This is a genomic window from Natronomonas salsuginis, from assembly GCF_005239135.1.
GTDB classification, from domain to species: domain Archaea; phylum Halobacteriota; class Halobacteria; order Halobacteriales; family Haloarculaceae; genus Natronomonas; species Natronomonas salsuginis.
This window is the reverse complement of the sequence record NZ_QKNX01000001.1, coordinates 451,126-477,612: the sequence shown is the minus strand read 5'-3', so window position 1 is coordinate 477,612 and position 26,487 is coordinate 451,126. Positions and strand designations below refer to the sequence as shown.

Genomic DNA, 26,487 nt, shown 5'->3' with positions numbered 1-26,487 from the left:
GTGCTCTGTCAATCGTAGAGTGATGGCTTTGGAATCGCCCTATCTGAACTAGTGGGTCAGCGGCATTTCTCTTACCGCGGGCAAGATTCAGAGAGTAGATGCACTACGGTGAGAGTGTTCTATACAGATAGGTACGACTGGATCATCCGTGAGGTGGCGCTGGCAATCAAGAAATACGTCCACCGATAGACCATCTCGTCAAGCAGCTACGATTGAATTACAAGCTTCTATTCCACTGTGGAGCCACTAGTCTCGTATGCCGGATGATGTAACAATCTTCGCCGGAAATCCCAAGCAGTTACGGATTCTCAACTATCTCTCGAAGGGAGGCGCGGTCACATGCTATCTTGTTGTGTCCAGTCCGCTGCACTATACGCCCGTCGTGTTGAGTGACGAACTTCCCACTGAGTGTGATCACGATCGACCACTCGATATCGTACACGACGCCCATCGGTATGTCCCCGGTGCCGAAGAGTACATCCTCTACGTGGCGGATTACCGTGTGTTCGTTCCATGGCCTGGCGATATGAGCGACAAATCTCAGATCCATGCTGTTGATGAGGCAGGCGAAATAGAGGAGTACGCTGAATATGAGTTACGCGTGGAACGTATCGATTAGTCGTATCACTCTATATCGAACGATTCCAACGCCCACGCTCGGGAGCAACTGAATTGCGAGACCTGGACGTTGTATCCATCACACCGGTTCTGACAGATAGAAGTTCGTTCGAGTTCCGTGGGCAGGGCAAACAGCCCACCGAACTCATCAATCGACGGTTGACGAACCACTAGGGTAGCTGGCTTCAGACAGCAGAATCAAGTACGCAGGCCCGCGTATCCGGTGGATGAGGTCTACTAATGGAGATCTCGGATCAACTTCGTTGTGTGTTTTCTGCACAAATTGAAGATCAGGGCGGATCCTATCGATTGGAAGTGCCGGAACAAGAAATTCTACTCGGCGATATCCAACCTGGCGAAACGTATCGAGTTGCCATTGTATCCTCGCCCTCAAACGATAGTAATGAGGACACAGGAACGGAACCTGAGCGTGAACGTGGCCCACCAGAACCACCTGTCGAACAGGGTGAAACGCGCGACGTCGAGATAGAAGATATCGGAGACCAAGGTGACGGTATCACCCGTGTTGAACGCGGGTTCGTCGTCATTGTTCCCGACACTGAAGAGAGCGAACGGGTGAGTATCGAGATCACTGACGTGAGAGAAAATGTCGCGTTCGCTGAGGTGGTTGATCGGCTGAGCTACTACGACTGATTGATGAGTTCGAGGCTGTTAGGAAGTGGGAGGATTATCGACCCAAAACAAAGACGGAGAGAGGACCGAGAAAGACACGGCGACTGATAGCATGGTGAACCGATTGACAGCACGACCGTATCGTCGAAAACGCGGTGTTGAGTTTGTGATTCCGTCAATCAATATCTGACCTGCGAATCGTATCCCCTCCTCGTAATAAGACGTTCTTGGCAGCTCTATTCACGATCTGTTCGAGGTCTGATGCCACCGCACCTTCCGTTGCGCCGGCTAAGTCTTCGATATCTGTCTCTGAGAGGTTGTGTTTCCTGTCGGTCAGCTGTGCACGGAGAATAGCTTTCCGCGCCTTAGCGTCTGGTTTACCGACGTGGATTTTTTTATCGATCCGGCCGGAACGAGTCCCCGCTTCATCGAGGGCTTCCATGCGGTTAGTCGCACCAATGAACACGATGTTGTGGTCTTTCGTGTCTTGAAGGTGGGAGAGGAACTCGTTGACGACCTTGTTATCCTCTTCGTGCGAGCTTTCGCTCCCGGCCCGGTCTTTGAGCACCGAGTCTAACTCGTCGATGAAGACGACCGCGCCGCCTTCTTTCGCGGCCACACGTCGCGCTTCGGTGAACAGGTTGTTGACCTTGGATGCGGACTCGTTGATCCATTTCGACGTGACGTCTGCGCCGCTGAGCTTGGCGAACGGGAGCCCAAGTTCGGTGGCTAACGCTTCGGCTGTGTACGTCTTTCCGGTCCCTGGTGGGCCGTGAAATACGATATTCGGTGCTGACACGCCAAGTTCCTCGGCCTTCTCACGGTTTTCCAATGGCGTAATTACCTCTGCACGGAGCTCGTCCTTCAGGTCGTCCATACCGCCGATGTCATCGAACCCCACATTGGTTTCTACCCGCCAGTGGAACTCCATCTCTGACGTGTCAAGACCTCGGCTCCCTTGAGCAGGTCGGGGTCCTTTCTCACTTGGGTCAGTGTCGGTCTGTCTTTGTTCGGATTGGGATGAGTGGTTCTGACCGCGTGCGCTGGTGGGTGGATCTTGTCCTGGAGGGAACGCCGGATTGACCGCGGCTTCCTCAGACCATCTTTCGGTGCGTTTCTTCACAACTTCGGCGTCCATATTACGGGTATCGTTGACCCGTGTAGTGGTCGGTACTGATATCGAGTGGGAGATCTTGTAGCCAGCGTACGCGATAGGGGCCGCGAAAGCCGTCAGTACAATCACCGACACTCCAGTTCCGAGTGAGCCTATTCCACCGAATAGTCCGGTACCGACGACAGCGATCGCGGTCGAAACGACAACGACAACCGTCGCAGTCCGGACTGACGAGCCTGATTCAACCATGGCAGACCTGGACTAGCGGTGGCAGTGTCAGTTCCTCCGGGTCGACGACGTAGTTCTTGCGGGTGCCCGGATGCCGGTACGGCGTTTTGGATTCTACCTGTTCCTGCGTCGCGTAGCCGTGGACTCGGACTTGAGCACCGCCTGGACCCCAATTGATGATATGGGCTACAAAGTACAAGTCTGCAGAAAGAGGGTTGTCCTCGCAGATCAGAAGTTGTGGGTACTGCATTTTATTCGTTGTTGTCGATTTGACATCAGCAGAAGCATCCCACAAATCGAGGTCGACTCCCCCGTCGCCGAATTCGTACGTTTCAGCATCTATATCAGTAGCGTAGAGTTCGGCAACGGCCATCTCTCCGAGGATACCGGTCTGATGGCTTGTCAGCGCGTCATTGTTTCCGAAAACGGTGCCTCCGTCGATATTCCGATAAGACTCGTTGCGGTCGAGTGCTAATTCGCTGGAGCGGCGGATGTACTCAGCGTTGAGTTCAACGACGGGCAGTTGGTTGATCGGGACAGCGATTGGAGAGATCGTGCCGAGGGTTTTTTCTCGGTGCGAGCTTGAAGTTGTCATTGCTGTTTGCTTTCCGGCGAACAGCCCGGTCGCGTGCTACTACACGCGGCCCTTCTGTGACGACGTCACCAGGGCATCAGGCTGTATGAAACCGTAGGACATCTAGTTAAAAGTACGTATGTATTTCTACTCAGCTACCCCCGATTCTTCCCCAAACTTGTCTTTAAGAATAGCGGTTGAACTCACAGTTCAGTGTCGCCAGACTCAGAGCGATTTACGAACGACATCGTCCAGTTCGATCAGGATTTGCTCGGGAACGAACTGCTCAAACGTCACACGCCCGTCGGGGAATCGAATCGTCACGCGTGGATGAAGTCGTTCGCCGTGCTCAATCGACTGAACCGTGGTAGGGATAGATACCAGTCCTCCTGCTTTTTCTAGTTCGATGTCCCCCCGCTGTAGCAAGTCTTCAACGATTGCATCAGGACGGACATCAGATACGTTTCTATCCCCGGATTCTTTGGATCGCACCTCTATCTCCTTCGTGTTGGCCGAAGTGGTTGTATGGCGAAGCTGAACCGTGGAATAACCATCGACACACGCATCCTCGAACCTTTCACGGAATCCGTCGTCCAAGAACGAGACCCTAGAGGCATCCTCTAATCCGAGATAACTCAACACAGCCTGAGCTGTTGCATCTGCAGTGCCGTCATCAGGGGAACGGACTGCGAGAAGTTGCGTTCTCGGTTTGAAGGTGGCAACGGTTGTTGGACGGTCATCTTTCGAGAGTGTGAGCTGTGTCTGCGATCCAGTCTTGGGTACATTACAGACGACGTAGATCCGATTGTGCTCTCTGAGAGCTTTCTGAACTTCGGGGCCGTATGCCCCCGGAGAGCCGACGTCCCCGACACGGCCGACCGCGCCATCCGGTGAAACCTGTTGGAGGTCCTCAACACGATAGTAGTAGATCGTCCTGGCACCTGCGAAGCGTAGCTGTGATGCCGCTCGCCGGAGTTCGATTTGAGAGAGTTCTTCCAGCATCTCAGTGAAGCTCTGGTCGTCAACGTCAATGGAAAGGTCCGCTGCTTGGAGGACTCGACGGCGAGCGGCTTTGGAGGGGAGTTCCTGGATAAGCTCTTGCGGTGATAAGTCGTTTTCAGTTGGATCGATTGGGAGATTCATTATCTGGTTATCGGAGGGGTCCTCTGCTGATTTGCTACCTAACGAAGTACTCGCTCGCTTTCGTCAATTTGTTCAGTCACCTCAATCATCGGTACTGCTGCTGACGTACCGATCTATGAGAGTTTTCTTGATCAGTTCCTCCCGTCTTTCAGTGAACGCCGAATAATTCTCTGGTGACATCTGAACGTCGTCCGGGTACAGATTGGATTCCCGGTATCGTCTCTGTTCACCCTCAGAAAGATCACCAAGCCAATCTAGTGGCCACTGAGTTCCTTTTTCGTTGTTATTGACTCTGTGATGAAGCAGTTGGAGATTTCCAAGTCTGTGAATGTTCACCTCGTCACCGGCTTCTGCTTCAACCTCATCAGCGCGACTGGAAGGGAAGATATGGTCAACCTCGTAGTCACTGACGTTTCTATCTCCATACACACCATCAAGTAGGCCGAGAACCGCAGCAACGTTCCGGCTGGTGAAGGTAACCGTGCCTGTGGCATTCGGGTTGTATTCCGCGTGTTTGACTACTCGTTCGATATCTTCCCGAGCCGGACTAACTCCTAACGTATTGAAGAGCTCTAAAGCGGGGAACGTGGAAAGTTCACCTTTGTTTTCAGAGAGTACCGATAATGTGGTGCGCGCTTTCGTCCGTCGAAGCAGCCCATGGCTCTCGTTCAGCAAAAGTAGAATGGCAAAAAACTTGAAAATGTCATTACGAATTTCAGCTGCGGTATGGTCAATAGATGGGTTTTCGTAGAAGAACTTTGCAAGAAGTGCAATGTGACTCTTTGAACCCATCGTATACTCTGAAAGCCCGATATCGATCAGGCTCTGTACGGAGTTCTCCATGGCTCGGGGGAACCACTCAAACGGTGCAAACGAATATTCTTCAGGACCATCCATCCACTTCGTTCGTAGGGTCTCCAGATCCGATTCAGAGAGATTGTTGACGGATGACTTGCCAGCAAGGTCGTCATCAAGAAGCATGTAGGAATACCGCATGAAGAGGTCTCGGTCTATCTCGGTCTCGTACTCTGAAAACTCGCGCTTGAAGTCCTCGATCCAGTTCTCAACCTTCTGTCGAGGATTGAACGGTCGGTCTTCCATATACGGCCACGTGCTCATCAACTTAGACAGCATGAGTTGATACGGTCGTGGCTCTTCTCCCTGGATATTGATACGCTGAAAAATCTCCTTGATGTGGTGGTTGTCCTTCTTGATCGTCTCCACTGGCAGTTCGCTTTTCATCACGTTGTGATAGAACTCGTCCATGACCAGCGAAGCCGAGTCCTTCAGGGCATCACGCGTATCCTCGTCCGCTTCCATTGTTGTCGAACGAACCCGGTCCTTTGCTGCTGCTCTGAGGTCGGATTGCTCTAACAGAAGTCCATCATTGGCGATAGCAGCAGAAAGTGGGAACCAGTAGCGATGTGTGCTTCCGCGGTGTTCATAGCCGAATTCGTCTTCCTCCGCGAATAGATCTGATTTCTTGAAACTGAACTCGTAGTCACCCGATAGCCCATCCCGGTCATGCTGCGGGTGACCGAAGAGGTTCACACAGAGTTTCTTTTCATCCCAATACCGGGACTCTTCCCTTGTCCTCCCGCTACCTCCGGTATAGGTTGCAATGCTACCGTATAGTCCGATGTAGAGTGAATTGAGTCGTTGTTGTCCATCGATAATTAGTGAATCAGCACCGGAGTCATCGACCCCCTCATTGTTTCGCGCGAATCCCTGATCAGTAATTGGTCGAGGAACACCGCCGTCGTCAGCGATGTAGTTCGGAATGAATTTGTAGGCATAGTAGTCGTCCCGAGCACGACGGATATCCCATTTAAGCAGCACCCCAATCGGATAGCCCCGTATGAGTGAGTCAAAGAGCGTCTCTATCTGGTTTGGTGACCAAACGAATTCACGCTGAAGACCCGGAAGAAAGACATCTGTATTGATGTCTGCCAGAAGGTCTTCAATTGTTTCGGACATACCGACCGTGTCTCAGTCAAACAATGTGAATATTACTCTTGAATGAGGGTAGCCACAGTTATTGGATATGTGATATTCTAGTTGTCTTCGCAACAATCGAATTCAGTCCTGTTCGTCGTCATCAGGCAGAAGGTTTCGATGGGAACTCATCTAACAACTCGATTGCTTGCTCTAACTCGCTCTCTGACTGCGGATAGACCGGTAACGGCCTCTCGCTCTCCGGTGCAACCGGGACCTTGACTTCCTCTCCGTGTTCGAAAATCCCGAATCCAAACAGTCGAAGCTGCTCTGACTCACTCGGCTGAGACCACTCGATATACTTGTAGTCAGTAATCTCACTTCCGTTGCCGTAGCAGTCGCGGTAGGTCTGAACCGTGTGGTCGGTGCGTGAGTTCTGCTGCGCACCGAGGGAATCTGCTCCGTCAGTACCCGATGTAAGACGCTTCTCTAGCTCATCTTGCCATCGGTCGCAAACCGAGTTATCACCGTCTTCCACACTCGCGTCCGGCGAGGAGAGTACATGGTCAACTGTGGCCTTCAGCAAACGAAGGGACTCGTAAAGTTCCGTAACCTCAGATCGAGGTGGAAGGGCAACAGGAAAATCATTGAGGCGCTCCGCTGGAAGTACGATACCGTCATCGACGTCGTATCGTCGCTCCACCTCCATCGTTGTTAGCGCAGCAAAACCGGCGGTACCGATTCCAGGGCTCCAAACCCTATCAAGTTCAGCAGAGAGATCATCAGCGATCTCTATCGGTTTGTCGCCTGGAATGCCGAAGGTAAACGTATCCTCGGTTGGGGTCTTGAGATAGACGAACTTGTTGTCAGCCCCGAGTACCTCTCGTTCGCGTTCTTGGCCATCATCGACATCGAACGTCGCTACTTCACGAAGATATCGGATCTGGAGATCTGCACAGAGAGCGATCTCTAGTGAGTTCCCGCCGTCGTGAACCAGCTTGCTGTACTCCAGGATGGTTTCAAAACTGTATCCGGCTGATTCCGCGATATCCTCTACCAAAGGCTGTAGGGTTGCTGTGGACTGATCAAGGATAGAGCAGACCCATTTCGCCGTTTCACCGGTGTACAGTTCCTCGACTCCGTGGGTCTGGACGATTTTTCTCGCCACCTGAACGCGGTCTTCTACAGAGAGAGCTTGGTATACCTCACTTGGTAGGTCTTGGCCGATTATCTCGCCACCGGTCTCACCGGAGTTTTTCGTCGAGAGGTGACCGAGGTCGTAGAGTAGGAAGAATAGCTGGTCTGGAAAGAATTCACCGAGTTCCCGGCCGCTACTTTTGACGATCTCGGCTCCCCGGTCAGTGACCTGGAAGGTGTTGATCGGATTTTCGTCGCCGGAGGCATGGAGGTAGTAGCCCCCGTCTTTTCGCCGTTTCAGTTTCGGCACGTGTCTAAATGGTAACTACGGAAGATAAACTTGGGGCACCGGGCCACATCGTCAAAAGCGAGTAGATGGTCTGCGGCCGAGTTTTGGACAGCAGTTACGTATTTTTATAAGGTTCCTGCGGAAATGCCTGGTAAGGCTGACTCATGTCTAAGCAGGATCAATCTGAGAAGTCGGAGGGACGTCCTGAACTCCCCATCGAGCGTGGATTTCCTATTGAAAAGATAAATAAAATCGCCGAGAAAGAAAGTCGTGCCAAACAGTACTATCGCCCAATCTATACGATGCATAAGTGGTGGGCACGTCGCCCGGGTTGTCTTTTTCGTGCGATCTCTCTATATTCACTACTAGATGATGATACGAGTCTTGAAGAAGTAGAAGTCTATGAACCCGGTGAGAATGAGACCCTCGGACAAAATGGCCTTAGTAAGCAAGACATCATTGATGCAATTAGCGAGGTGGATATGGATGATCCGGAGCCTCTGTGGGACTTCTATCCGAAAGATGTGCGAATCAAAAATAAAAAGATCCTTGATCCATTCATGGGCGGTGGTACATCGCTTGTAGAAGCCTCTCGTTTCGGTGTTGAGACTCATGGTATGGATCTCAATCCGGTCGCATGGTTCGTCACAAAGAAACAGCTTGAGGCAGGGCAAACTAGTGTGGATGATCTGGAAGATGCATTTGAACAGGTAAAGGCCGACGTCGCGGATGAGATCCTGGAGTACTACCGGACTCCCTGTCCGAATGGCGATCACGAAGCGGATGTGATGTATGACTTTTGGGTCAAGGAGCTTGATTGTGTCTCTTGTGGGCACACCGTTCCGCTTTTCAAGGATTATCGGGTGGCGAAGGAGAGATACAGTGACGAACCAGGCTATAACGTCCTATGTCCAGGTTGTGGAGCCGTAACTCTCGTTGATGACTGGCAAGATGATAGCGACTGTAAGGAATGCGGCAACTCCTTTGTTCCAAAGGAAGGGAACGTAAGCCGAGGCGGATATTACAACTGCCCGAAGTGTGGCCAAAAAGAATCTATAACAGATGGGATCCAGGATCAGGGTGGGTACAATCTACGGCTATATGCCGTCGAATATTACTGTGAGGAGTGTGACCAACAGGGCTTGGAGAAGAGTGATCACAAGGGGTACAAGCAAGCTGGAGCCGCTGATAAGCAACTCTTCGAAGATGCGAAGCGAAAATGGAACACCCGGACTGATCTCCACGATTATGTTCCGGATGAAGATATCCCGCCAGGTCATATGACGTCCGAGCGGAATCCGGTGTTTGATCATGGCTATAGCCAGTGGACAGATATGCTCAATGAACGTCAGCTACTATGTCTATCAAAGATTTTGAAATCGCTGTCCTCGTTGAATGATCAAAATGCTGCTGAGTACCTGTTACTTGCTTTAACAGACGGGCTACGGTATAATACAATGATGGTAGGATATCATCAAAGTAGAAATCATATTGATAATCTAATGCGCACGAATTCTTTCGATCCACCAATGTATCCTGCAGAGAACAATATATGGGGGATTGAGCATGGATCTGGAACATTCACAGCGATGTTTGATCAAGTCAAGAATGCCGTGGAATATGCTGCTGCCCCGACCGAACGGTATATCGATGATGGTGACACCATAGAAACTTCAGAGTTCGCTCAACCTATTGGTCTGAATTCAGAGGTTCGACAAGGAGATATGCGGAATATATCTTCAGAGGATACCTATGATGCAGTTATCACTGATCCCCCATACTATGACAATATCATTTATTCAGAAGTCGCCGACTTCTTCTATGTCTGGCAGAAGATTCTTTTAGAAGATGTCCATCCTGGCTTTGACCAAGAGAAGACACCAAGAGCCGAATCAATCGTAACAAATCCATTTCTCGACAAGACTGCCGAAGACTTCGAACATGAAATGGGCGAAGCTCTTGCCGTTATCAACCGGGCTCTCAAAGAAGACGGCACGCTCACTTTCACTTATCACCACAGTGACGAGGAATCTTGGGGCGAACTTCTTGAATCGCTCTGTAACAATGACTTTGAGGTAACAGCGACGTATCCAATCAACTCCGACCTGAACAAATTCATCGGCGGAGAGGCAGTGTCATTCGACATTGTCATCGTTGCTCGCCCGACGGAAGAACGCACGCCGATCAGTTGGCGGAATCTCAAAATAAATATTATAAATCAACTTGAAGAGATTCAAGAAAGCCTCGAAGAGAACCGAGACCTGACCGAGGGTGACATCGGCGTGGTTGAGATGGGTGCGTGCTTCTCAGAATATTCGAAACATCATGGCGCAGTACACCGAAGTGGCGATATCATGAAAGCGAAGGAGGCTGTCCAAGAAATCTACGGTATCATCCAGGACAACGCGCTCGGTGAGCAGGATCTCTTCCTCGCCCTGCAACGGAACCCATCGCCAAGCTACAACGACTTCAACAAGCTACTCCGGCGGAGTGAAGCCTCCGAAGAAGAGATGCGAGAGAAGGCACTATTCCGTATGGACGGCGACGACTTTATCCTCGGCGACTGGAACGATAAACAACGTCAAGCCTACCTTCAGACCAAAGTCGCGGAGGGGAACGGATCCCTCACAGTCCTGGACAAGGCCCATTTCCTTCGCTACTACTACCAGGAAGGTAAATCGACCAAAGAGTACCTTGAGGACTGGTCGACTGATGATCTCGAAGAGCTATGTGAAGGGCTTGCAGAGGCCACGCAGGACGAAACCTATCTGAAGATGATCGGTGTCGACACCTCGCTTTCGGAGTTCTCCGACGACTAGTCCTCTTCCCGCGTCTTCTGGCAGTTGAGCCCATCAGTTGATAATGCTCACTTTCATAAGCCAGTCAGCCATCCCTTTGGACATACATGAGTGCGGAAGGAACTCTCGATACTGAGATCGACGATATACTGACGCTCAGTCAGGAACTCACGGAAGGTGACGGCCTCATTAAGGGCCAAATTCGCCTCTACGACGTCGATAGCGACGAAGATACACTGGAATCTAATCCTGGCCGGTTTTTCAATCGTACACTGCTGACCGACGGCTTAGAGGACTCTCTCAAGCGATTACGAGACACGCTCCAGGGCGAGGACAACACGCGCATCCACGAGATGTACGGTCCGTACGGGACCGGGAAGTCCCACCAGATGGTGGCAATGTACCACTGTTTCAATTCGCCCGACGTCGTCGAGGAGTGGGCCGACGGCCGGGTTGAGGGGCTCGACGGAACTCTCCCACGGGACGCGCTCCCTGTCGTTGTTTCTCTTCAGAAGGAACAGTCCGAGTATCTTTGGGAACCGCTATTCGACGCGCTGGACTACGAGGTTACTGAGGAAGACTACGACGAAGAGGGTGGCTACCCGACTATCGACGTGATCGAGGAGGCTGTCGGCGATCGAACTGTCGCCTTCTTCATGGACGAGCTGGAGGACTGGTTCGGAACCCTCGAAGGACGCCGTGAGAGCGCCAACAAAGGGTTCCTGCAGGCCCTCTTGGAAACTACCTCTCGCACGAATCTCTACGCTATCGTCTCGGTGCTACGCGAAGGATCGGCCGTCCACGACATTCTCTCTCGACAGACCCGAGTCGAAGTGAACATGTCCAACCAGGTGGATATCAAGGACGTCCTCCGCCACCGGTTGGTCGAACCCGATTCCATCGATATGCGTGCCGTTGAGACGCTCGTCGACAAATACATCGATGCCTATCACGGGACGGACTATGTCGATATGCCTGACGGCCTCCGGGAGGAGATGCAGGAGACGTACCCGTTCCACCCGGAACTTATCGAGTCGCTCAAAACGCGATACTTTGCCGAGACAGAATCCGGTGCGACTCGCGGGATGCTCTACCTCTTTGCGAAGGTGCTCGTGGACAAGCACCAGAAGACCGATCTCATCACCCATGGTGAGGTTGATGCAGTCGAGTACAACGACGAAATCGGACGGATCAATGTTGCTCATGCCCGTGCCGACCGGTGTTACGACGACATCGTCGACCGACTGTCCAATACCGATATCTCGTTCGGCCGTCCGATTCTCAGCACGGTTCTCATCTATTCGCTCACCCCTGGACTTGCTGAAGGAGCGACGACGTCGGACATCATCATCGGAACGTACCACGTTGGAGATCGCATCAACGACATCATCGTCGACCTCGAACGCCTGCAAGGCGAGGTGTACCACCTCTGGCGTTCGGACGAGCGCTTCGTCATACGAGAGGACGAAAATCCCCGGTCGTTAGTGAAGAACGCTGCCCGTGACGTCGAAGACGAGGATGCGATGCAGCTTATCGGCGATACAGTGGAGTCTGTATTTGGCTCGGGTGCGTATGCTGTCGGTTTCAATACCGATGGTGAACTGGAGAGCGTCCCGGACAGTCAAAATATCAAGGTGGTGGTGAAGAATGGCCCCTGGAGCGAGGACGAGGTCGGCGAGATCATCAAAAATCAGCCGGCGGGTCGCCAGTGGCGGAATACGCTGGTGTTCGTCCAGCCGAAAAATGAGAAGACGATTTCGACGACCAAGCAGCAGGAGAAATTCCTCGGCAAAGCGAAGGAGGTTATCGGCGCGAAGCTCCGACAGGACGATCCGAGTTTGTCTGACGAAATCCAGTCCGAAATCAAGAAGCTCCAAGGTGAATATGCAGATGACCTGGAAGACAGACTGGAGAGTGCCTACGGAGAGGTCATTGACGGTGACAATCTACTGAGTGCGTACGACGATGCGGCGGAAATGTCGCTGGAGAACTTCACGGCGGCAGAAGACGAGCTAAACGCTAGTAACATAGCTGCGGCAGCCGAAGCCGACCCCTTCGATCTTCAACGGAATGTCTGGAGTATTGTCCAAGACCGGCTGAACAGTCGGTCAGAGACGACGATCGATGACGTTTACGAGAAGTTCCTGATGGACCCGACGTATCCGATTCCGGGGAGTGTTCAGGCCGTTGTCGACGCAGTCGAGGACGGACTTGAAGAAAAACCTGTCCTTGCTCACGATGGGACGGGATTCCAGAGCGAAATGGACAATCTCGATCCAGATTCAGTTCTGGTGCTCAGTGAGAATGTTGACCGGTGGTCGGTCGACGATATCGAATCGGAACTCCAGCGGAACTTCAGTGGCGGCACGAAGAAAGTAGATGTGGGAACGTTCGAACTCGAAGTGCTAAACCGAACGGACGTGTGGGTCGACAGTGACGACCCTCATGACGACATTATGCGGGCAGTCGGACGACTTGCCAACGAGGATCAATACGTCCTTGTCAGCGGGAGTGAGGTAATCACGAAAGCCCGATCGGACGCCACACTTCGTGATGTCTCAAACGCGAAGAGGATTGGCTCAGGTGAGGTTCAAAGTCGTATCCAGGAAGCAATCGAGGATGCCGACGAAGCCGATACTGGTCAAGTCCTAACTGCGATCCGGAACGATGTCGAGGTCTATCTCCCGTCCGAAGAGACTAAAACAGCGTTTACGGGAGCTGTGAGTTCGCTCCTCGGCGACGGGTATCGGATCAAAACGATGGGCGACTATGTGAGTTCTCTCGGTGATCGAGACCCACGGTCTGTCGTAGTTGCTCCGATGGTGCCTGACGAAGTTGGGGATAAAATACTCGACTATATTGGGGATCTCGATGTGGAGGACACGTTCGAAGTCGGCGATATACAGGCCGAGTGCGCACCTGAGGAGTCTGAAGCTGCGATTCGGCATTTCCTGTTGGACAATCTCGGTGATGACGATCCCGAGTACGAATTCAAGACAACGAGGACACAAGATCCGACTGACTGGTTCCGGGGTATTGGTTTCCGGATCCCCGATGCCGACGAATGGGAGTTCCTCTATGAAGGAGAGAGTTTGTCAGACCTCCTCTCAAAGTGGCAGAGTTCACATGAGTCCGGTACTGTCACCTATGGATCAGTGTCGTTTACTGCCCAAAATGCCGACGCAGCCCCCGAGAAGCTCCAGAACGTGGCGAGCTTCGAGATAGGGCACACGGAACTGCAACTGACAGAGGGACAGTCGCACGAGACAGTCGCTGACTTGTTAGAGAAGATTCCGAGCAGTGCGACTAACATCGATATCACGATCGAGTTCGAATGAGCCTGAGGTTCAAATACGAGTACACGGCCATGAGACGGTATGTCTGATTCAAACTCCGATGTCCCGAGGGAACGCCCGATAGAGCGTGGATTCCCAATCGAACAAGTGACAGAGTTAGCTACCCGTGAAGGGCGTGCGAAGCTCTACTACCGACCGTTAACCACGATGCACAAGTGGTGGGCTGGAAAGCTCGGGAGTACCTTCCGGGCGGTTTGTCTCTACACGCTGCTAGACGATCCTGACCGGGTGACCGTCCAAGATGAAACAGTCGGCAACGCATCACTCTCGGCATACACATCCGGTGATGACAAGAACGAGTACGATCTGAGGGAGCTAATTCAGGCGGTAGATTTGGAGAATCCCGAGGCACTTTGGGATCTCTATCAGCGGGACGTGCAGGTTGAAGACGTCGAAGTACTCGACCCGTTCATGGGGGGCGGGACAAGTCTCCTAGAAGCCTCCCGATTCGATGCGTCTGTTACGGGAGTCGACCTGAACCCGGTCGCGTGGTTTGTGACGAAGAAAGAATTCGAAGCACACGAGGTTGAGATCGATGCACTTCACTCGGCGTTCGAGCGCGTTGAAGACGAAGTTGCTGCGGAACTCGCCACACAATACGAGACCGACTGCCCACACAATGACGAGCACATCGCTGATATCGTCTATGCCCTTTGGGTTCGGACTCTCGACTGCATCTCATGTGGCGAGACGATCCCACTGTTCAAGGACTACCGGGTGGCAAAGGGCAGATACGCAGACAGTGACGGATACCATGTCCTTTGTCCCGATTGCGGTGGGATTTCTCTCACAGATGATCTTTCGACGAACTCAGTCTGTTCAGAGTGTAGCTACGAGTTCGTTCCAGAGAATGGCCCGGTTTCACAAGGAGGAAAGTATGGTTGTCCCTCCTGTGGACTGAAATACCCAATTGTCGATGCGATCGCGGACGGTCAGTCGTACTCGGAGAAGCTCTTTGCAGTCGAGTACTACTGCACGGAGTGCGATGATGAGGGGAAAGATCGTGCAGTCTACAAGGGATTCAAGAAACCGTCAACTGCGGACAGAGAACAGTATGAATCCGCTTCAGATCAGTGGCAGACTGACGACAGTCTCCAAGAATACGCACCGGAGGGCCCTATTCCAGAGGGGGCAATAACAGCTGCATCTCGAATCAGCGGAAACGACATTTTCCAGCACGGCTTTCAAAAATGGCGGGATATGTTCAACGACCGCCAGCTCTACTGCCTTTCAACGCTGCTCCGGGCAATCGACGATATAGATGACCAACAGATTAAGGAGTATCTCCTGTTAGCGTTTAGCGACTCGTTATTGTTCCAGAACAGCTTTGGCCGGTATAATAGCGCAGGGCGCAAGATCGAGGGTATACTCGGCCGAAACTCGTACACGCCACGAGGGACCTACGCGGAGAACAACGTATGGGGGACACGGGCGGGGCGAGGAACCTTCACATCGACGTGGGAAAAGATCAAAAACGGAGTTGAATTTGCCCACCACCCGACAGAACGGTACTTGAAGGATGGAGAGCTGGAGGAGACGAATCCATTCGAGAAGTCAGTTAGTGGTGACTACACCCTCCATCAAGGGGATATGCGCAATGTTGACCTCGATACAGAGTATGATGCGATAATTACCGATCCACCGTATTACGAGAACGTCATCTACTCTGAGGTTTCTGACTTCTTTTACGTCTGGCAGCGTGTTCTACTATCCGAAGATTACGACTGCTTTGAAGAAGAGACGACTCCACGCCAGGAGAGTATCGTGTCGAATCCTGCAATCGGGAAAGATGACGATCAGTTCGAATTGGAACTCGGGGAGGCTTTCGCTCGAATGCGTGAGGTGCTGTCTGACGATGGCATCTTGGCATTCACGTACCAACATGGTGGGGCGGAATCGTGGGGGGCACTCCTCGACGGACTCTGCGGATCTGGATTCGACATCGCTGCAATGTACCCGGTTTCGGCAAACGCCAGTGAGCTATTCGGGGACGATAAACTCAACTTCACCGTGGTGGTCGTCGCCAAGCCCGCTGACTCCCGGGAACCGATTAGTTGGTCGTCGCTTAGACGTGAAGCCCATCGCTCCGCGACTGAAGCCCGCAACCAGCTCGAAAATAGTGACCAATCTATTTCAGAAGGCGAAATGGGAATTGTTGAGCTAGGCCGCTGCTTCAGGGAGTATTCACAGTACTATGGGAAGGTTCATCGTGAAGGTGGCGTGTTAGATTCTACAGAGATTGCTGCTGAGATGCATGGACTCGTGGCCGGGGATGTAACGCCCGACGAAATTTATCTCACTCTGCTTGGGATGGATGATCCGACTCAAACTGACCTCCATCGTCTCTGCTATGGCACCGATGTCTCTCCCGAGGAGGTTCGAGAGAAGGGCCTGATCCGGGACGAGGATGAATTTGAGATACTGGATTGGAACGATGAAGACCGTGTTGCGTATTTAAAATCCACCACAGAATCGGATTTAACAGCTTTAGACCGGGTTCAGTTGCGCCGTTGGTATGCCGCGCAAACGGGGGAGATTACCGGTCAGCAACAGGAAATAGAAGAAACGAGTGAGATGGTTGAACTCACAAACGACCTTGCAGCGCTTACTAATGATGAAGGATACCGATCTCTGCTCCATGACTAATCATCCGAAACAGTTCCGAAGGTGTTCCGAGACATGAATGAGATCGATGCAGTTGCCGGGATGTACAACGTCATGGAACGAGGCAAGTGGAAAACTGCGGACTACCAGCTTCCCATCGAGGAATTCGTATCCAGTCTCGATGAGCGAGACTTGCCGAAGGAGGTTTGTGTTGTCGGGTTAGAGATGGCACTTGCCGAAGAGGAAGAGCTTCGTGAACGCCTCGTTTCAGTTATGCGAGCTGAGATGGACTATCTCAACAACCAGCATCCGTTGCCGACGATACAGTTCACCCTTGGTGGAAACTTCCAGAGTGTTGGGGACACATTCGAAGTAGCGATCGACAGTGAGTCCTACTCGCTCCAGACTATCTTTGGGCGACAGATCAAACGTCGACGTGACGGGTGGCTAGTCACCCCGTTCAGAGTGTGAAGACACCGATTATATAAGCGAAAGCGATTCTTCGAGTTTAGTTATCAAGCCATCCTCTTCTTGTCTGAAGAAATTCAACGTGATCGTGCCATGGCCGGTATCGCCATCGGGTGTATAGACCGGAACACAGGTGGTCTGATCTTGTGGATACATTGGACGATCCTCATCGTCCTTCTTGTTGCATCTCTCAATAATTCGGGATTTTGTCCATCCCCCGCTGTTCTCTAGCTCTAATTTCCCGGGCCCATGGGTCGAGAATGAGATCGCCGAAATCACTTTCGACGCGAACGTAGACGGGTTACTAATTCCGAAGGGGCCCTCAACCTCTGTAATGGCCGCAAGGTCTTCCTCTGAGACGCCTTGGAGACAGAGCATTCCCTCCCGGACTGAATTGAAAACGCCGATTTCAGGATACCGTAGTTCAATCGTCTCAAGGAGATACTCGTGGAGTAAGGATTCATAGGATTCACAACTAAATCCACCATTTGGAGAGAGAATATCGACCGATGCATCGATGTTATTCACTACTAACGTGGTCCGGTGGAATTGTGGGCAAAGAAATGCCATCCGATCGGTCTCGGTGAGATAGGCATAGGAAAACATTCGGGACCGAGAGTTCGTTTCATTGGCGGGATTTTTTCCTTCCTGGTAATACTTCGAATCCAGCACCGCAAGCGTCACATCATTGTCGACGACCAGGTGGTCTGGATAATAGCTCGCCTGATTGTTTCCTTCAAAAGGCTCTAGCGGCGGCTCTGCATCGATTTCGAGGTTCGTGAGCTGGTCGAGGTGATCTATCTCTGCAATGGATTGGAGGCCACGCTCCAGAACCTTTTGTGAATAATCCTCGAAAAGAGCGTTCATGCTTAGTGCATAGTCAACAAGTAGTTCTTCGGGGCCACTTCCAGTCTGTGCAAGTAGCGTAGACGCTAGAACGGAGTGTGCCGTGTGAAGCGCGCGCTGGTAATAGTGACGTTGCCGAGGAAGGGCATTCAGCGTCAGTTGCCTGTACTCGCCTAACCGTTGCTGTCTGCTCCCGATTCCAAGGTCTTCCATCCTTTCGACCTCTTGATGAACCATAGAGAGAAGCGCCCCATGGCCAGGATGCTGCTCCTCCTCAGAGTCCCGGTGAAGGAGACGAAGAAGGAGCTTGCCCGCCATATGAATTGCTTCGTTAACGACGTTGCTGTAATCCACCTGCGACTCAATCCAAGCAGGTTCCGGTTTCCCGGTCGCTTGGTTCATCAGCGTTTGTGACATATCGATAGATCCGATCCCCTCGAAGCCATTTCGTCGCTGAATGTTGAGATCGCGGATGAATCCTTTTCGTTTGATCGTCCGAACACCGTGGACATAATTGATAGCCAAGATAGCGATAATGCGGGACGCTTCAATGCCACCTGAGGTCAGCTCTTCGAGCGGAATTCCGTATGGCGTTTGTGTCCGGTCAATATCGTAGACCGTCAATAACATCCGAACAACATCGCCCCACTCAATTTTCGGCTCGATCTGTACACTCATCCCGGGCACGAGACCGACTATACCAATGACGTCTGAAGGCTCGACGTGGAGTGTGTCCTCCGCCACCCGGACCGCGAGTACCTGTAGTGAATCGTCCTCATCATCCGATGCATTTGACCGCAATCTGGCACGGCGCTTAACAAATCGGGCATCATTTCGCTGAAAATTCGCCGCTTCGAGTTCTTCCCGGATCGTAGCCGGGTCACAGTTCTCAACGACTAGTTTTTGGTCCTCTTGAACCGTGCACAGGGATGTCCCGTACTCGTACCTAACTGCATCACTCATAAGCGTTGACGCCCATCTCACGCTCCTCTGCTTCGGCTTGCCGACGAGCAAGATCGGCAGGGGCACTCAAATCGAAGGAAAACTGATCGTCAAGCGAATCGTAGTGGCTTGCCAACCGGTTAATCTGTGGTAGTGAGGCGGTGTTCAGAAGCCGTGGCGCGATATAGGTCGCAAATGCTTGTCCGACTGCCAGGCTCGCCTCTCCCGAGTATGGCCCGCTTGGCTTGCAGGCGTGCTTCAGGAACTTTGTCACGTCGATATAGTGCATCGGACCGAACTCCATAATCCCACCTTCGGCACTCGTCGTCGTCCCCTCATTGATTCCTCGATGATGGCGCTCGAACAGTGTATGTAATTTTCTGAGATCGATATTTAGGTCCGGGCCTGATTCTAATTCTCCAATCCAGTCATCGAATAACGCTGCCCGATCATCGTCGTCGTAACGACTCAACTCGATCATTGCGAACCGACGGGTAATGGCGTTGTCAAGCTCATTGACAGTCCGGTCAGACATATTCATCGTGCAAATGAGCTTCAAATCATCGGTCAAGGTGAGTCCGTCTCCATCGTCATCACGGAAAATCACCTGTTTATCGTCCTCGATAGCCGTGTACAACGGACCGAAGACTTGTGAGATGTCGGCGCGGGTGATCTCGTCGATAATGACAGCGTAGTTGTCGCCGTATCGCTCTGCCTCTTGGATTCCTCGGGAAACACAGCCTGCTCGCCGGTGGTACGTAATCTCTCCGTCATCCGTCTCAGGCTGAATACTCCCCGTGATATCCGCTGGCGTCCACGTCGGCGTCGCGGTATGCACTTCGTAGTCGATACAGGTTTCCAGTGCAAGTTGTTTGGCAAAATACGTCTTTCCAGTTCCTGTCGGCCCATAGAAAACAATTGGCTTGCCGACCGCAAGAGCGGTTCGGGCATTGCGCTCGACGGTTTCTGGCACAATAATGTCGTCCAGGTCTACGTTGCGTTGTGCGACGGTTTGCTTCACATCGAGCGGTGCTGTCTCAGAGGTGAGGATAGCTTCCTTTATCTTGGTGCCAGCGCCAGGGACGTCGACGTCGATCGTATGTGTTTCAACTAGATAGCGGATTGCCTTCGGGTCGGTTGTCTGCTTGATGAAGTCCTCTGCAGTCGGCGCGTTCGTCAGGAGGAATCCGCTATATTCTTCCGCTTCATCGCGGTCGTACTCTTGAAACCGCGGCTTCCCGCTACTCATTTGCTGATTAATGTGACCCTCTACTAATAAAAACCCGCCTAAGACGAGAGTTAGAATGACAAAACCTCTATACCATTCGACAGGGTTCTTCTACTATATGGATGAGCAAGACCTCGTCGATATTGAGGTCACGCACGACAACGCAGAGGACATTGTTGATTCCTATTCTTCTGGAGTTTCGGATTTTTCGTTCCACCGGCAGACGGTCGTTGCAAATCGGCTCTTAGTTGGCCAACCAGACACCGAACTCCGATCGCTCTCCCACGTTGACGAGGAGCAAGTCAAGCTCCTCGAACATCAGGTGGACGCGGCCTATCGAGCACTCTTCGAGATGGACGGGAAAGCGCTCCTCGCTGACGAAGTCGGCCTCGGGAAGACCATTGAGGTTGGCATGATTCTGAAGGAGATGCACTACCGTGAGACCAATGACTCTGTATTGATTCTCACTCCCGCACAACTGGCAAAGCAATGGCAGGCCGAAATGAGGGAGAAGTTCGGTCTTGAATTCGTCTGCAACTATGATAGCGAGTTTGGTGGTTTCGATGCTCACGACTACATTATTGCCAGCATCGATACGGCCAAGAGCGACAGATTCAGGCACACTGTTCTCGCCCGGGAGTGGGACGTGCTTGTGCTCGACGAGGCTCACTACGTCAAAAACGAGGAGACAGACCGCTACGATCTCATCGACAAGCTGACGTACGATTACGCGTTCTTCCTCACCGCGACACCGATTCAGAACGAACTCACTGACCTCTACAATATCGTTTCTCTCCTCCGACCCGGGTTGTTTGGAAGCCGGGATACGTTCCACCACTACTTCGTAAACCGAAACCAGAAGACGCTGGTAAACCGGGACGAGCTTCAGAATCGGTTGGGGCAGGTGATGATCCGCAACCGGCGTGAGGATGCAGACATCGACTTCACCGACCGTATTATCGACACGCGGACGTTCGAACCATCGGCTGCCGAGATGGACCTATATAATTCGGTCTCAGACTATGTCCGTGAGGCTTACAGCCAAGATCAAGGTCAGAAGTTGGTGTTGATGCTTCTTCAGAAGGAGGTCGTAAGCAGTCCAGCTGCGCTAGAACAGACAATCAGGATGCAGCTGGAGGAGCGCAACGAGCTGACGCACCGCGATGAACTCCGGACGATCCTTGAAAAGATCGAGGCCATCGATACCGTCACGAAGCAAGAGCGGCTGTTCGACATCGTCGAGGAGGCCCGAGTGCACGTGGACATGGGGCGGGTGATCGTCTTCACACAGTTCCGGCCGACCCAACGGGAAGTCATCAAGGCATTAGATAAGCAGGGATACACGACTCACGCCTTCCATGGTGGTCATTCGAGTCAAGAAAAAGAGGACATCGTCGAGCGCTTCGAAGAGAAGGGCGGTGTACTCGTATCCACTGATGCGATGAGCGAAGGTCGCAATCTTCAATTCTGTAACATTATGGTGAACTATGATCTGCCGTGGAATCCGATGCGAGTCGAACAACGGATCGGTCGCATCCATCGCATCGGGCAGAAACGAGAGGTCTACATCTTCAATATGGGACTGAAAAACACTATCGAGGAGTACGTACTCGACAGGCTCTACCATAAGATCGATTTGTTCCAACAGACAGTGGGAGAACTAAGTACGATACTGAGCAGACTCGAAGATTCCGGCAGGAGCTTCGAAGATGAAATCTTCGAACGGTTAGTGAACGCGGGTTCAGAAGTCGATTTGGAGAACGATTTTGACGCAATGGCGGTTGATCTTGAGGAACAGAAGGAACTGGCACAGAAGGTTCAGAACTTCAATAGTGGTGTCTTCGAGGGTTTTGACCTAGGGCCAGACGATGACTGATGCATCGCATCCAGTGACACAGCGGGTTATAAAGGGGTTCACGAAGTCCTATTTGCGAACGATCGGTGCCTCGATTCGAGACGAAGGGCACAGGTGGCATATTCAACTTCCCTCTCATGTAGAACTTGACTTCCTCGAAGAGAAGGAATTCGACCTGCTGATCGAAGTTGAAGAGACCGAGGCTGGTGAGGGTGAATGGGCTCTCTCACCGGATAGCCGATTTGCACAGCAACTTCTTTCTGAGGTGGCCGATCAGTTTCCCGTCGGAACGATAACCGTCACCACCGAACAGGTTGAGGGAGACTATTTGTATCCTGACTGGATACTGGAAAGTGACGCGCAGGTTGAGTCAGCGAACTTCGTTCCATACTATGACAGAACGGCGCTCTTTGTACTGGTCGAGATCGGAGTAGAAACAGTCAGCGAATATCAGAGGGATTTACTTGAAGCCGTCACTGTCGATACGAACTCCTCAGAAGTTCTGCCGAACTTGACAACTACAGTGTCGGAACTCATGTTTGACCTTATCATGGACCCACTGGAGCCGACATCCGAGGACGGCGGTTCGGAAATCTCGATTGAGTCATTAGAAAAACCACTCAAGGACGCGCAAGATATCGCTTTAGACGCTGTGGAGGAGGTACTACAACAAACCCGAGAGGAGGCGACACGAGCTGCGGAAAGAGAATTTGAAGAATACCGTCAACTCCAAGAGCAACGACTTGACGACGTCCAAGACGAGATTTCCTCGCTCACAGATCGGGTCCAAGATTTAGCCAGAGAAATCAACGACGTGACCGAACAGCGAAAACGGGTCGAACTCCTCCAACAGCGCAACGAACTCCAGTCCGAACAAGAGTCCCTTGAATCAGACCGGGAACAACTCCTCGAAGAGAAGCAAAATGGGTATCGTGAGAAACGAAACCAGATTTTTCGACGGCATTCGCTAGAAGTGAGTACTGTTCCCGCTACGGCGACTATCGTTACCTACGAACGTGGGGAATTAGATATTCATCTCCAGCAAAGAAACCACTCCAAGTCGATTCGTGTACCGTATGCTGTCGGCGAAGGAGTCACAGGATCGGTCGCTTGTGAGAACTGCGGGGAACAATTGAATGGGATGAATCCAATTCGGCTTACAACCGAATCTTCCGGCTGTAACTCCTGCCAGTAGATGTTTTCCTCCGGCTACTATATTTGTATTTTCTACCACTCATAGAGGATGAGTTAGAGACCCTACTTAAGGACTTCCTCGGTCATGTCTATAACAACGTCTACGTCTGCTTCACCTCGTTCAGGGCAATCCTCTTAGCGGAAGTCACCTACAGGGATGCGCCAGTCCCTGAAACCGAATGGGGCGTGCATGATCCCCGTCCGTGAGCAGTCGAAGTGCCGCCGAATCAGTACAACAGGTATTGGGATTATACAAGATCTATCACGATCCCCCGACCAAGCCCAAGACGCCCTTCGAAGCAGCACAGGAGATGGCGGTGCCAAGTTCGGAGAAGGACCTGCTGATTCATAGGGAGGTTCGTCACCAGGTTCTTCAGTGGAATCTGATCCTGTGGAGTTGTCTGAAGGCCAGTCGAATAATAGCGACTCGTGGCCGGACTGTCCGTTAGATCAGGAGGAACTTGATCGCCTCCAGGACATCATTGAGCTGGCTCCGACCAGTAACAATGAACTCGCGGACCAGTGGGGATATGAGTCTGGTTCAGACGTCTATCAGTACCTCTCGACCAAGCTTGATGAATACTACACTCGAAATGCTGAAAAGTTTATTTTCCCGATAGAACCGTGCCGAGAGATCATTAAGGAGATGTTCTGAGTGCAAATATCAAGAATGGTTGAGATCAATGCCGATAACCCGACTACCGGCTAACTTAACCAACTCCGCTCACATTTCCCTTTAGGACACATACCAGAGAGACGTGAGTTGATCACACATATATGAACAAACCCTCCAAAGTATGAGTAATTTAATTAACACCCCGTGAGGGGCTATCTACATGACTCCCGATGAGGAATTCAGCGATGCGGATGTTGAGGATCGGATCGTTGGCGAGTTTATGCGGCAATTGCAGGAGTCTGATGTTGATTTTGAGATTGTCGAGGAGATGGAAGGGTTGCTTGACGAGGAGGATTTCGGCGGTGAGGAGCGTATCATTGAGAGAGTTGAGGAGAGTGTTTTGAACGATGAGGATTGAGAGCCTCACAATTTCGAACTTCCGAGGCATCAACGGCGAATTCACACTTGATCCGGAAAGAGAGAATGTAGTTCTTGTCGGGCCTAATGGCTCAGGGAAGAGTTCGGTGATTGCTGCTATTGATTTTCTGCTTACTGGATCGATTCGTGAACTTTCAGGGGAGGGGTCACAGTCACTTACTGAGCGGCGGCATGCGCCCCATATTGATGCTGACCCCGAAGAGGCATGGGTAGAGGCCGAAATCGCTGTAAACGGTGACCGAGGGACGATACGGCGAAGCGTCGAAGGCCGGACCGACCCGTCTATTGAAGATGACACCGGTGATCTGGAATCGGTATTCGAGTCGGTAGAAAGCGCGGCTGATCGCGGCCTTCATTTACTTTCTCGGGATGAAATTCTGGATTTCATTACTGCAAAGGAAGGAGATCGTTCAGAGAGCATTCGCTCGCTTCTCAACCTTCGTAACATCAAAGATCGGCGGCTGGCCCTTGGCAACGCAGCGGATCACTTTGACAGTGAGGCGAGTAGACTTGAACGGGAAGCGAAAAGTCGCCGTGACGGCCTTTATTCTGCCTTAGAGGTTGATCAAGATTCTGGCGCGGTGCTCTTGGAAAAAGTGAACGAACTTCGGGAATGCCTCAATGGAAATACGATTGATGAGTTAGAGGAGGAGTTTGATAGAGGGATAGAGTCACCCTCACGGAGAGTCGTTGCATCCCCGTTGCTCAGGACGGATGGTCGCCAGCGGATTGACGAACTGCAAGAGTGGTTCGGAAGTGGTGCAGAGGAGTTTCTCGAAGCGGCCGAGTCGTTCCTTGAATCCTGCCGAGAAATCGAGGCTGACGAAGATGTACTGAGAGATCTTGAGCGGCAGCAACTCATCGAACTTGGTAAAGATGCTATCGATCCTGAAGCCGGACGGTGCCCTCTGTGTTGGAAGGATTGGGATCCGGGAGAGCTCAATGAGTTTCTCTCTGACCGGATCGACCAGGCTGAGGAATTACAGTCGAAACTCAAAGCTCTTGAAGAAGAACAAGAAGGAGTACAACAGTTGTTAACTGATGTCCGTGTGACTGCTGAGTCACTCCGTGAAACACTCAGTGACGTTGATGGATTTAATTCAGGCTCCCTCACAGCGTTCGTAGAGTCTCTAGAGGAGTGGGAGGAAGAGTACAACAATGGTGCGTTATCACCCCCTCAGCAAGCGAATTTAACGGATGATGAACGAGAGGCCCTGGTTCAACCAGAGCAGGTCGAAGCAATGCTTGCGGATCTTGAGGAACACATTGCGGACGGACCTGTGTTAGACGAGTTAGAAGAGGCGTGGCAGACACTTCAAGCAGCGCAGGAACGTTACGATGAGATGATTTCGTTGAGCCGGCGTGCTGGTGAGTCACGACGAGTAGCCAGTGACATGGAATCCGTTCATGAGCAGTTTATCTCGGCTCGTGACTCCGTCTTAAACGCGATTTATGACGAGATAGAAGACCAGTTCGAAACATATTATACTGCTATTCACGGGGATGAGTCCGATTTCGACGTTGGGTTGGACCCGACAGAAACAGGGTTAGATATGCAGGTTGATTTCTACGACCGAGGGCGCCATCCACCGCATGCTCTCCATAGCGAAGGCCATCAAGATAGTATGGGCATCTGTCTCTATTTCGCACTGTTTGACTGGCTCCAGGATCAGGAGGAACTGTCTGTAATGATGCTTGATGACGTTGTAATGTCTATCGACGCGGAGCACCGACGGCCATTAGCTAGATTGCTAGCGTCAGAAATAGCAGGTGAGGACTGCCAGATGTTCATTACTACGCATGATGACCTTTGGCATCGTCATCTCCGCTCCTCCGGAGTAGTCACCTCTGATAATGCAATTCAACTCTCTGGTTGGGATATTGTAGAGGGTCCACAGACGCTCGGTCGGCCAGAAATGGAGTGGGAAACAATAGAGGCAGAACTTGGTGATGGTAACGTCTCGATTGCAGCTCACCAGACACGGCGGATGGCTGAATGGTTCTTACGAGAAGTATGTGACAGAATTGATGCAAAAGTCCCTTTCAAGGCAAATAGCCGATGGACACTAGGAGATTTTCAACAGGGTGTGATCTCTCGATACAAATCGTTAGTGAGAGAAGCAAAAGCCGCAGAGCAATCATGGGGACGGGACATTGCCCATTTTGAAGATCTTGATGACGAGATGACTAATATCGCCGATAGAATAGCGACAGATGGCACAGCGCTTAATCCGAACATTCACTGGAATGAATCTGATCGTGATTTTGCGAATTGTACACCCGCAGAATTAGAACCAGCAGTAACTGTGTATCGGGACTTGTTTAATCTACTTTGGTGTGAAGACTGCAACTCCTGTATTAGCACCGTGCAAGAAGGCAATTCAGACGTCAGCGTCCGGTGTAACTGTTCTTCGATTAATTGGAACCTGAATAGGGCAGACTAGCTATAACTAAACAGAGGTGAAATTAGT

At 51.7% G+C, this 26,487-nt stretch carries 18 protein-coding genes; 11 read left to right on the top strand and 7 right to left on the bottom strand.

Annotation, left to right across the window (positions count from 1 at the left end):
• Window positions 1-256: 256 nt before the first annotated feature.
• Window positions 257-619 carry a hypothetical protein gene (locus tag DM868_RS02645; protein WP_137275298.1) on the top strand — a complete coding sequence of 121 codons (363 nt, stop codon included), beginning with the start codon at window positions 257-259 and terminating at the stop codon, window positions 617-619.
• 239 nt (window positions 620-858) lie between these two features.
• A complete protein-coding gene (locus DM868_RS02640; protein ID WP_137275297.1) occupies window positions 859-1,272 on the top strand; it encodes a TRAM domain-containing protein in 414 nt (137 codons plus the stop codon).
• A 154-nt stretch (window positions 1,273-1,426) separates the two neighbouring features.
• On the opposite strand, the gene DM868_RS15000 is transcribed toward DM868_RS02640, so the two are convergent.
• From DM868_RS15000 to DM868_RS02615, 5 genes are all read right to left on the bottom strand, one after another.
• Window positions 1,427-2,182: an ATP-binding protein gene (locus DM868_RS15000; protein ID WP_170964409.1), complete on the bottom strand. Its 756-nt coding sequence runs from the start codon at window positions 2,180-2,182 to the stop codon at window positions 1,427-1,429.
• 424 nt (window positions 2,183-2,606) lie between these two features.
• Complete coding sequence (locus DM868_RS02630) at window positions 2,607-3,188, bottom strand: hypothetical protein (RefSeq protein WP_137275295.1); 582 nt, start codon at window positions 3,186-3,188, stop codon at window positions 2,607-2,609.
• Between the two features lie 204 nt (window positions 3,189-3,392).
• Window positions 3,393-4,310 (bottom strand): hypothetical protein, encoded by a 918-nt coding sequence (locus tag DM868_RS02625; protein ID WP_137275294.1) that lies wholly within the window; start codon window positions 4,308-4,310, stop codon window positions 3,393-3,395.
• Window positions 4,311-4,391: 81 nt separating this feature from the next.
• Window positions 4,392-6,287 carry a DUF262 domain-containing protein gene (locus tag DM868_RS02620; RefSeq protein ID WP_137275293.1) on the bottom strand — a complete coding sequence of 632 codons (1,896 nt, stop codon included), beginning with the start codon at window positions 6,285-6,287 and terminating at the stop codon, window positions 4,392-4,394.
• A 121-nt stretch (window positions 6,288-6,408) separates the two neighbouring features.
• Window positions 6,409-7,692 (bottom strand): hypothetical protein, encoded by a 1,284-nt coding sequence (locus DM868_RS02615; RefSeq protein ID WP_137275292.1) that lies wholly within the window; start codon window positions 7,690-7,692, stop codon window positions 6,409-6,411.
• A 143-nt stretch (window positions 7,693-7,835) separates the two neighbouring features.
• Here DM868_RS02615 and DM868_RS02610 point away from each other — a divergent pair, with 143 nt between their 5' ends.
• The 4 genes from DM868_RS02610 (at window position 7,836) to DM868_RS02595 (ending at window position 16,900) form a co-directional block, all read left to right on the top strand.
• On the top strand, window positions 7,836-10,490 hold the full coding sequence (locus DM868_RS02610) for a DUF1156 domain-containing protein (RefSeq protein WP_137275291.1): 2,655 nt from the start codon (window positions 7,836-7,838) through the stop codon (window positions 10,488-10,490).
• 86 nt (window positions 10,491-10,576) lie between these two features.
• Window positions 10,577-13,807, top strand: a complete 3,231-nt coding sequence (locus DM868_RS02605) for a DUF499 domain-containing protein (protein ID WP_137275290.1) — start codon at window positions 10,577-10,579, stop codon at window positions 13,805-13,807.
• A 39-nt stretch (window positions 13,808-13,846) separates the two neighbouring features.
• Window positions 13,847-16,471, top strand: coding sequence for a DUF1156 domain-containing protein (locus DM868_RS02600; protein ID WP_137275289.1), 2,625 nt, complete (start codon window positions 13,847-13,849; stop codon window positions 16,469-16,471).
• 33 nt (window positions 16,472-16,504) lie between these two features.
• On the top strand, window positions 16,505-16,900 hold the full coding sequence (locus DM868_RS02595) for a hypothetical protein (protein WP_137275288.1): 396 nt from the start codon (window positions 16,505-16,507) through the stop codon (window positions 16,898-16,900).
• Window positions 16,901-16,909: 9 nt separating this feature from the next.
• Here the strand turns inward: DM868_RS02595 and DM868_RS02590 are convergent, their stop codons facing one another.
• Window positions 16,910-18,706 (bottom strand): 5-methylcytosine restriction system specificity protein McrC, encoded by a 1,797-nt coding sequence (locus DM868_RS02590; protein ID WP_137275287.1) that lies wholly within the window; start codon window positions 18,704-18,706, stop codon window positions 16,910-16,912.
• Window positions 18,699-19,934 carry an AAA family ATPase gene (locus DM868_RS02585; RefSeq protein ID WP_137275286.1) on the bottom strand — a complete coding sequence of 412 codons (1,236 nt, stop codon included), beginning with the start codon at window positions 19,932-19,934 and terminating at the stop codon, window positions 18,699-18,701. The genes DM868_RS02590 and DM868_RS02585 overlap by 8 nt, the downstream gene beginning before the upstream one ends.
• 97 nt (window positions 19,935-20,031) lie before the next feature.
• On the opposite strand from DM868_RS02585, the gene DM868_RS02580 reads away from it, so the two are divergent.
• The 5 genes from DM868_RS02580 to DM868_RS02560 all read left to right on the top strand — a co-directional run bounded on the left by DM868_RS02580 (window position 20,032) and on the right by DM868_RS02560 (window position 26,460).
• Window positions 20,032-21,789: a DEAD/DEAH box helicase gene (locus tag DM868_RS02580; RefSeq protein ID WP_137275285.1), complete on the top strand. Its 1,758-nt coding sequence runs from the start codon at window positions 20,032-20,034 to the stop codon at window positions 21,787-21,789.
• On the top strand, window positions 21,782-22,963 hold the full coding sequence (locus DM868_RS02575; protein ID WP_137275284.1) for a hypothetical protein: 1,182 nt from the start codon (window positions 21,782-21,784) through the stop codon (window positions 22,961-22,963). The genes DM868_RS02580 and DM868_RS02575 overlap by 8 nt, the downstream gene beginning before the upstream one ends.
• A gap of 375 nt (window positions 22,964-23,338) precedes the next feature.
• Entirely contained in the window at window positions 23,339-23,617 is a 279-nt protein-coding gene (locus DM868_RS02570) for a DUF5797 family protein (RefSeq protein WP_137275283.1), read from the top strand.
• A gap of 181 nt (window positions 23,618-23,798) precedes the next feature.
• Entirely contained in the window at window positions 23,799-23,996 is a 198-nt protein-coding gene (locus DM868_RS02565; protein WP_137275282.1) for a hypothetical protein, read from the top strand.
• Window positions 23,986-26,460, top strand: coding sequence for an AAA family ATPase (locus DM868_RS02560; protein WP_137275281.1), 2,475 nt, complete (start codon window positions 23,986-23,988; stop codon window positions 26,458-26,460). The genes DM868_RS02565 and DM868_RS02560 overlap by 11 nt, the downstream gene beginning before the upstream one ends.
• Window positions 26,461-26,487 lie beyond the last annotated feature (27 nt).

Excerpts from the sequence above, each read along its gene's own strand:
- DM868_RS02620 (WP_137275293.1), bottom strand. The coding sequence starts at position 6,287 with ATGTCCGAAACAATTGAAGACCTTCTGGCAGACATCAATACAGATGTC.
- DM868_RS02590 (WP_137275287.1), bottom strand. The coding sequence starts at position 18,706 with ATGAGTGATGCAGTTAGGTACGAGTACGGGACATCCCTGTGCACGGTT.
- DM868_RS02640 (WP_137275297.1), top strand. The coding sequence starts at position 859 with ATGGAGATCTCGGATCAACTTCGTTGTGTGTTTTCTGCACAAATTGAA.
- DM868_RS02645 (WP_137275298.1), top strand. The coding sequence starts at position 257 with ATGCCGGATGATGTAACAATCTTCGCCGGAAATCCCAAGCAGTTACGG.
- DM868_RS02605 (WP_137275290.1), top strand. The coding sequence starts at position 10,577 with ATGAGTGCGGAAGGAACTCTCGATACTGAGATCGACGATATACTGACG.
- DM868_RS02625 (WP_137275294.1), bottom strand. The coding sequence starts at position 4,310 with ATGAATCTCCCAATCGATCCAACTGAAAACGACTTATCACCGCAAGAG.
- DM868_RS02600 (WP_137275289.1), top strand. The coding sequence starts at position 13,847 with ATGTCTGATTCAAACTCCGATGTCCCGAGGGAACGCCCGATAGAGCGT.
- DM868_RS02630 (WP_137275295.1), bottom strand. The coding sequence starts at position 3,188 with ATGACAACTTCAAGCTCGCACCGAGAAAAAACCCTCGGCACGATCTCT.
- DM868_RS02585 (WP_137275286.1), bottom strand. The coding sequence starts at position 19,934 with ATGAGTAGCGGGAAGCCGCGGTTTCAAGAGTACGACCGCGATGAAGCG.
- DM868_RS02565 (WP_137275282.1), top strand. The coding sequence starts at position 23,799 with ATGACTCCCGATGAGGAATTCAGCGATGCGGATGTTGAGGATCGGATC.
- DM868_RS02575 (WP_137275284.1), top strand. The coding sequence starts at position 21,782 with ATGACTGATGCATCGCATCCAGTGACACAGCGGGTTATAAAGGGGTTC.
- DM868_RS15000 (WP_170964409.1), bottom strand. The coding sequence starts at position 2,182 with ATGGAGTTCCACTGGCGGGTAGAAACCAATGTGGGGTTCGATGACATC.
- DM868_RS02580 (WP_137275285.1), top strand. The coding sequence starts at position 20,032 with ATGGATGAGCAAGACCTCGTCGATATTGAGGTCACGCACGACAACGCA.
- DM868_RS02560 (WP_137275281.1), top strand. The coding sequence starts at position 23,986 with ATGAGGATTGAGAGCCTCACAATTTCGAACTTCCGAGGCATCAACGGC.
- DM868_RS02610 (WP_137275291.1), top strand. The coding sequence starts at position 7,836 with ATGTCTAAGCAGGATCAATCTGAGAAGTCGGAGGGACGTCCTGAACTC.
- DM868_RS02595 (WP_137275288.1), top strand. The coding sequence starts at position 16,505 with ATGAATGAGATCGATGCAGTTGCCGGGATGTACAACGTCATGGAACGA.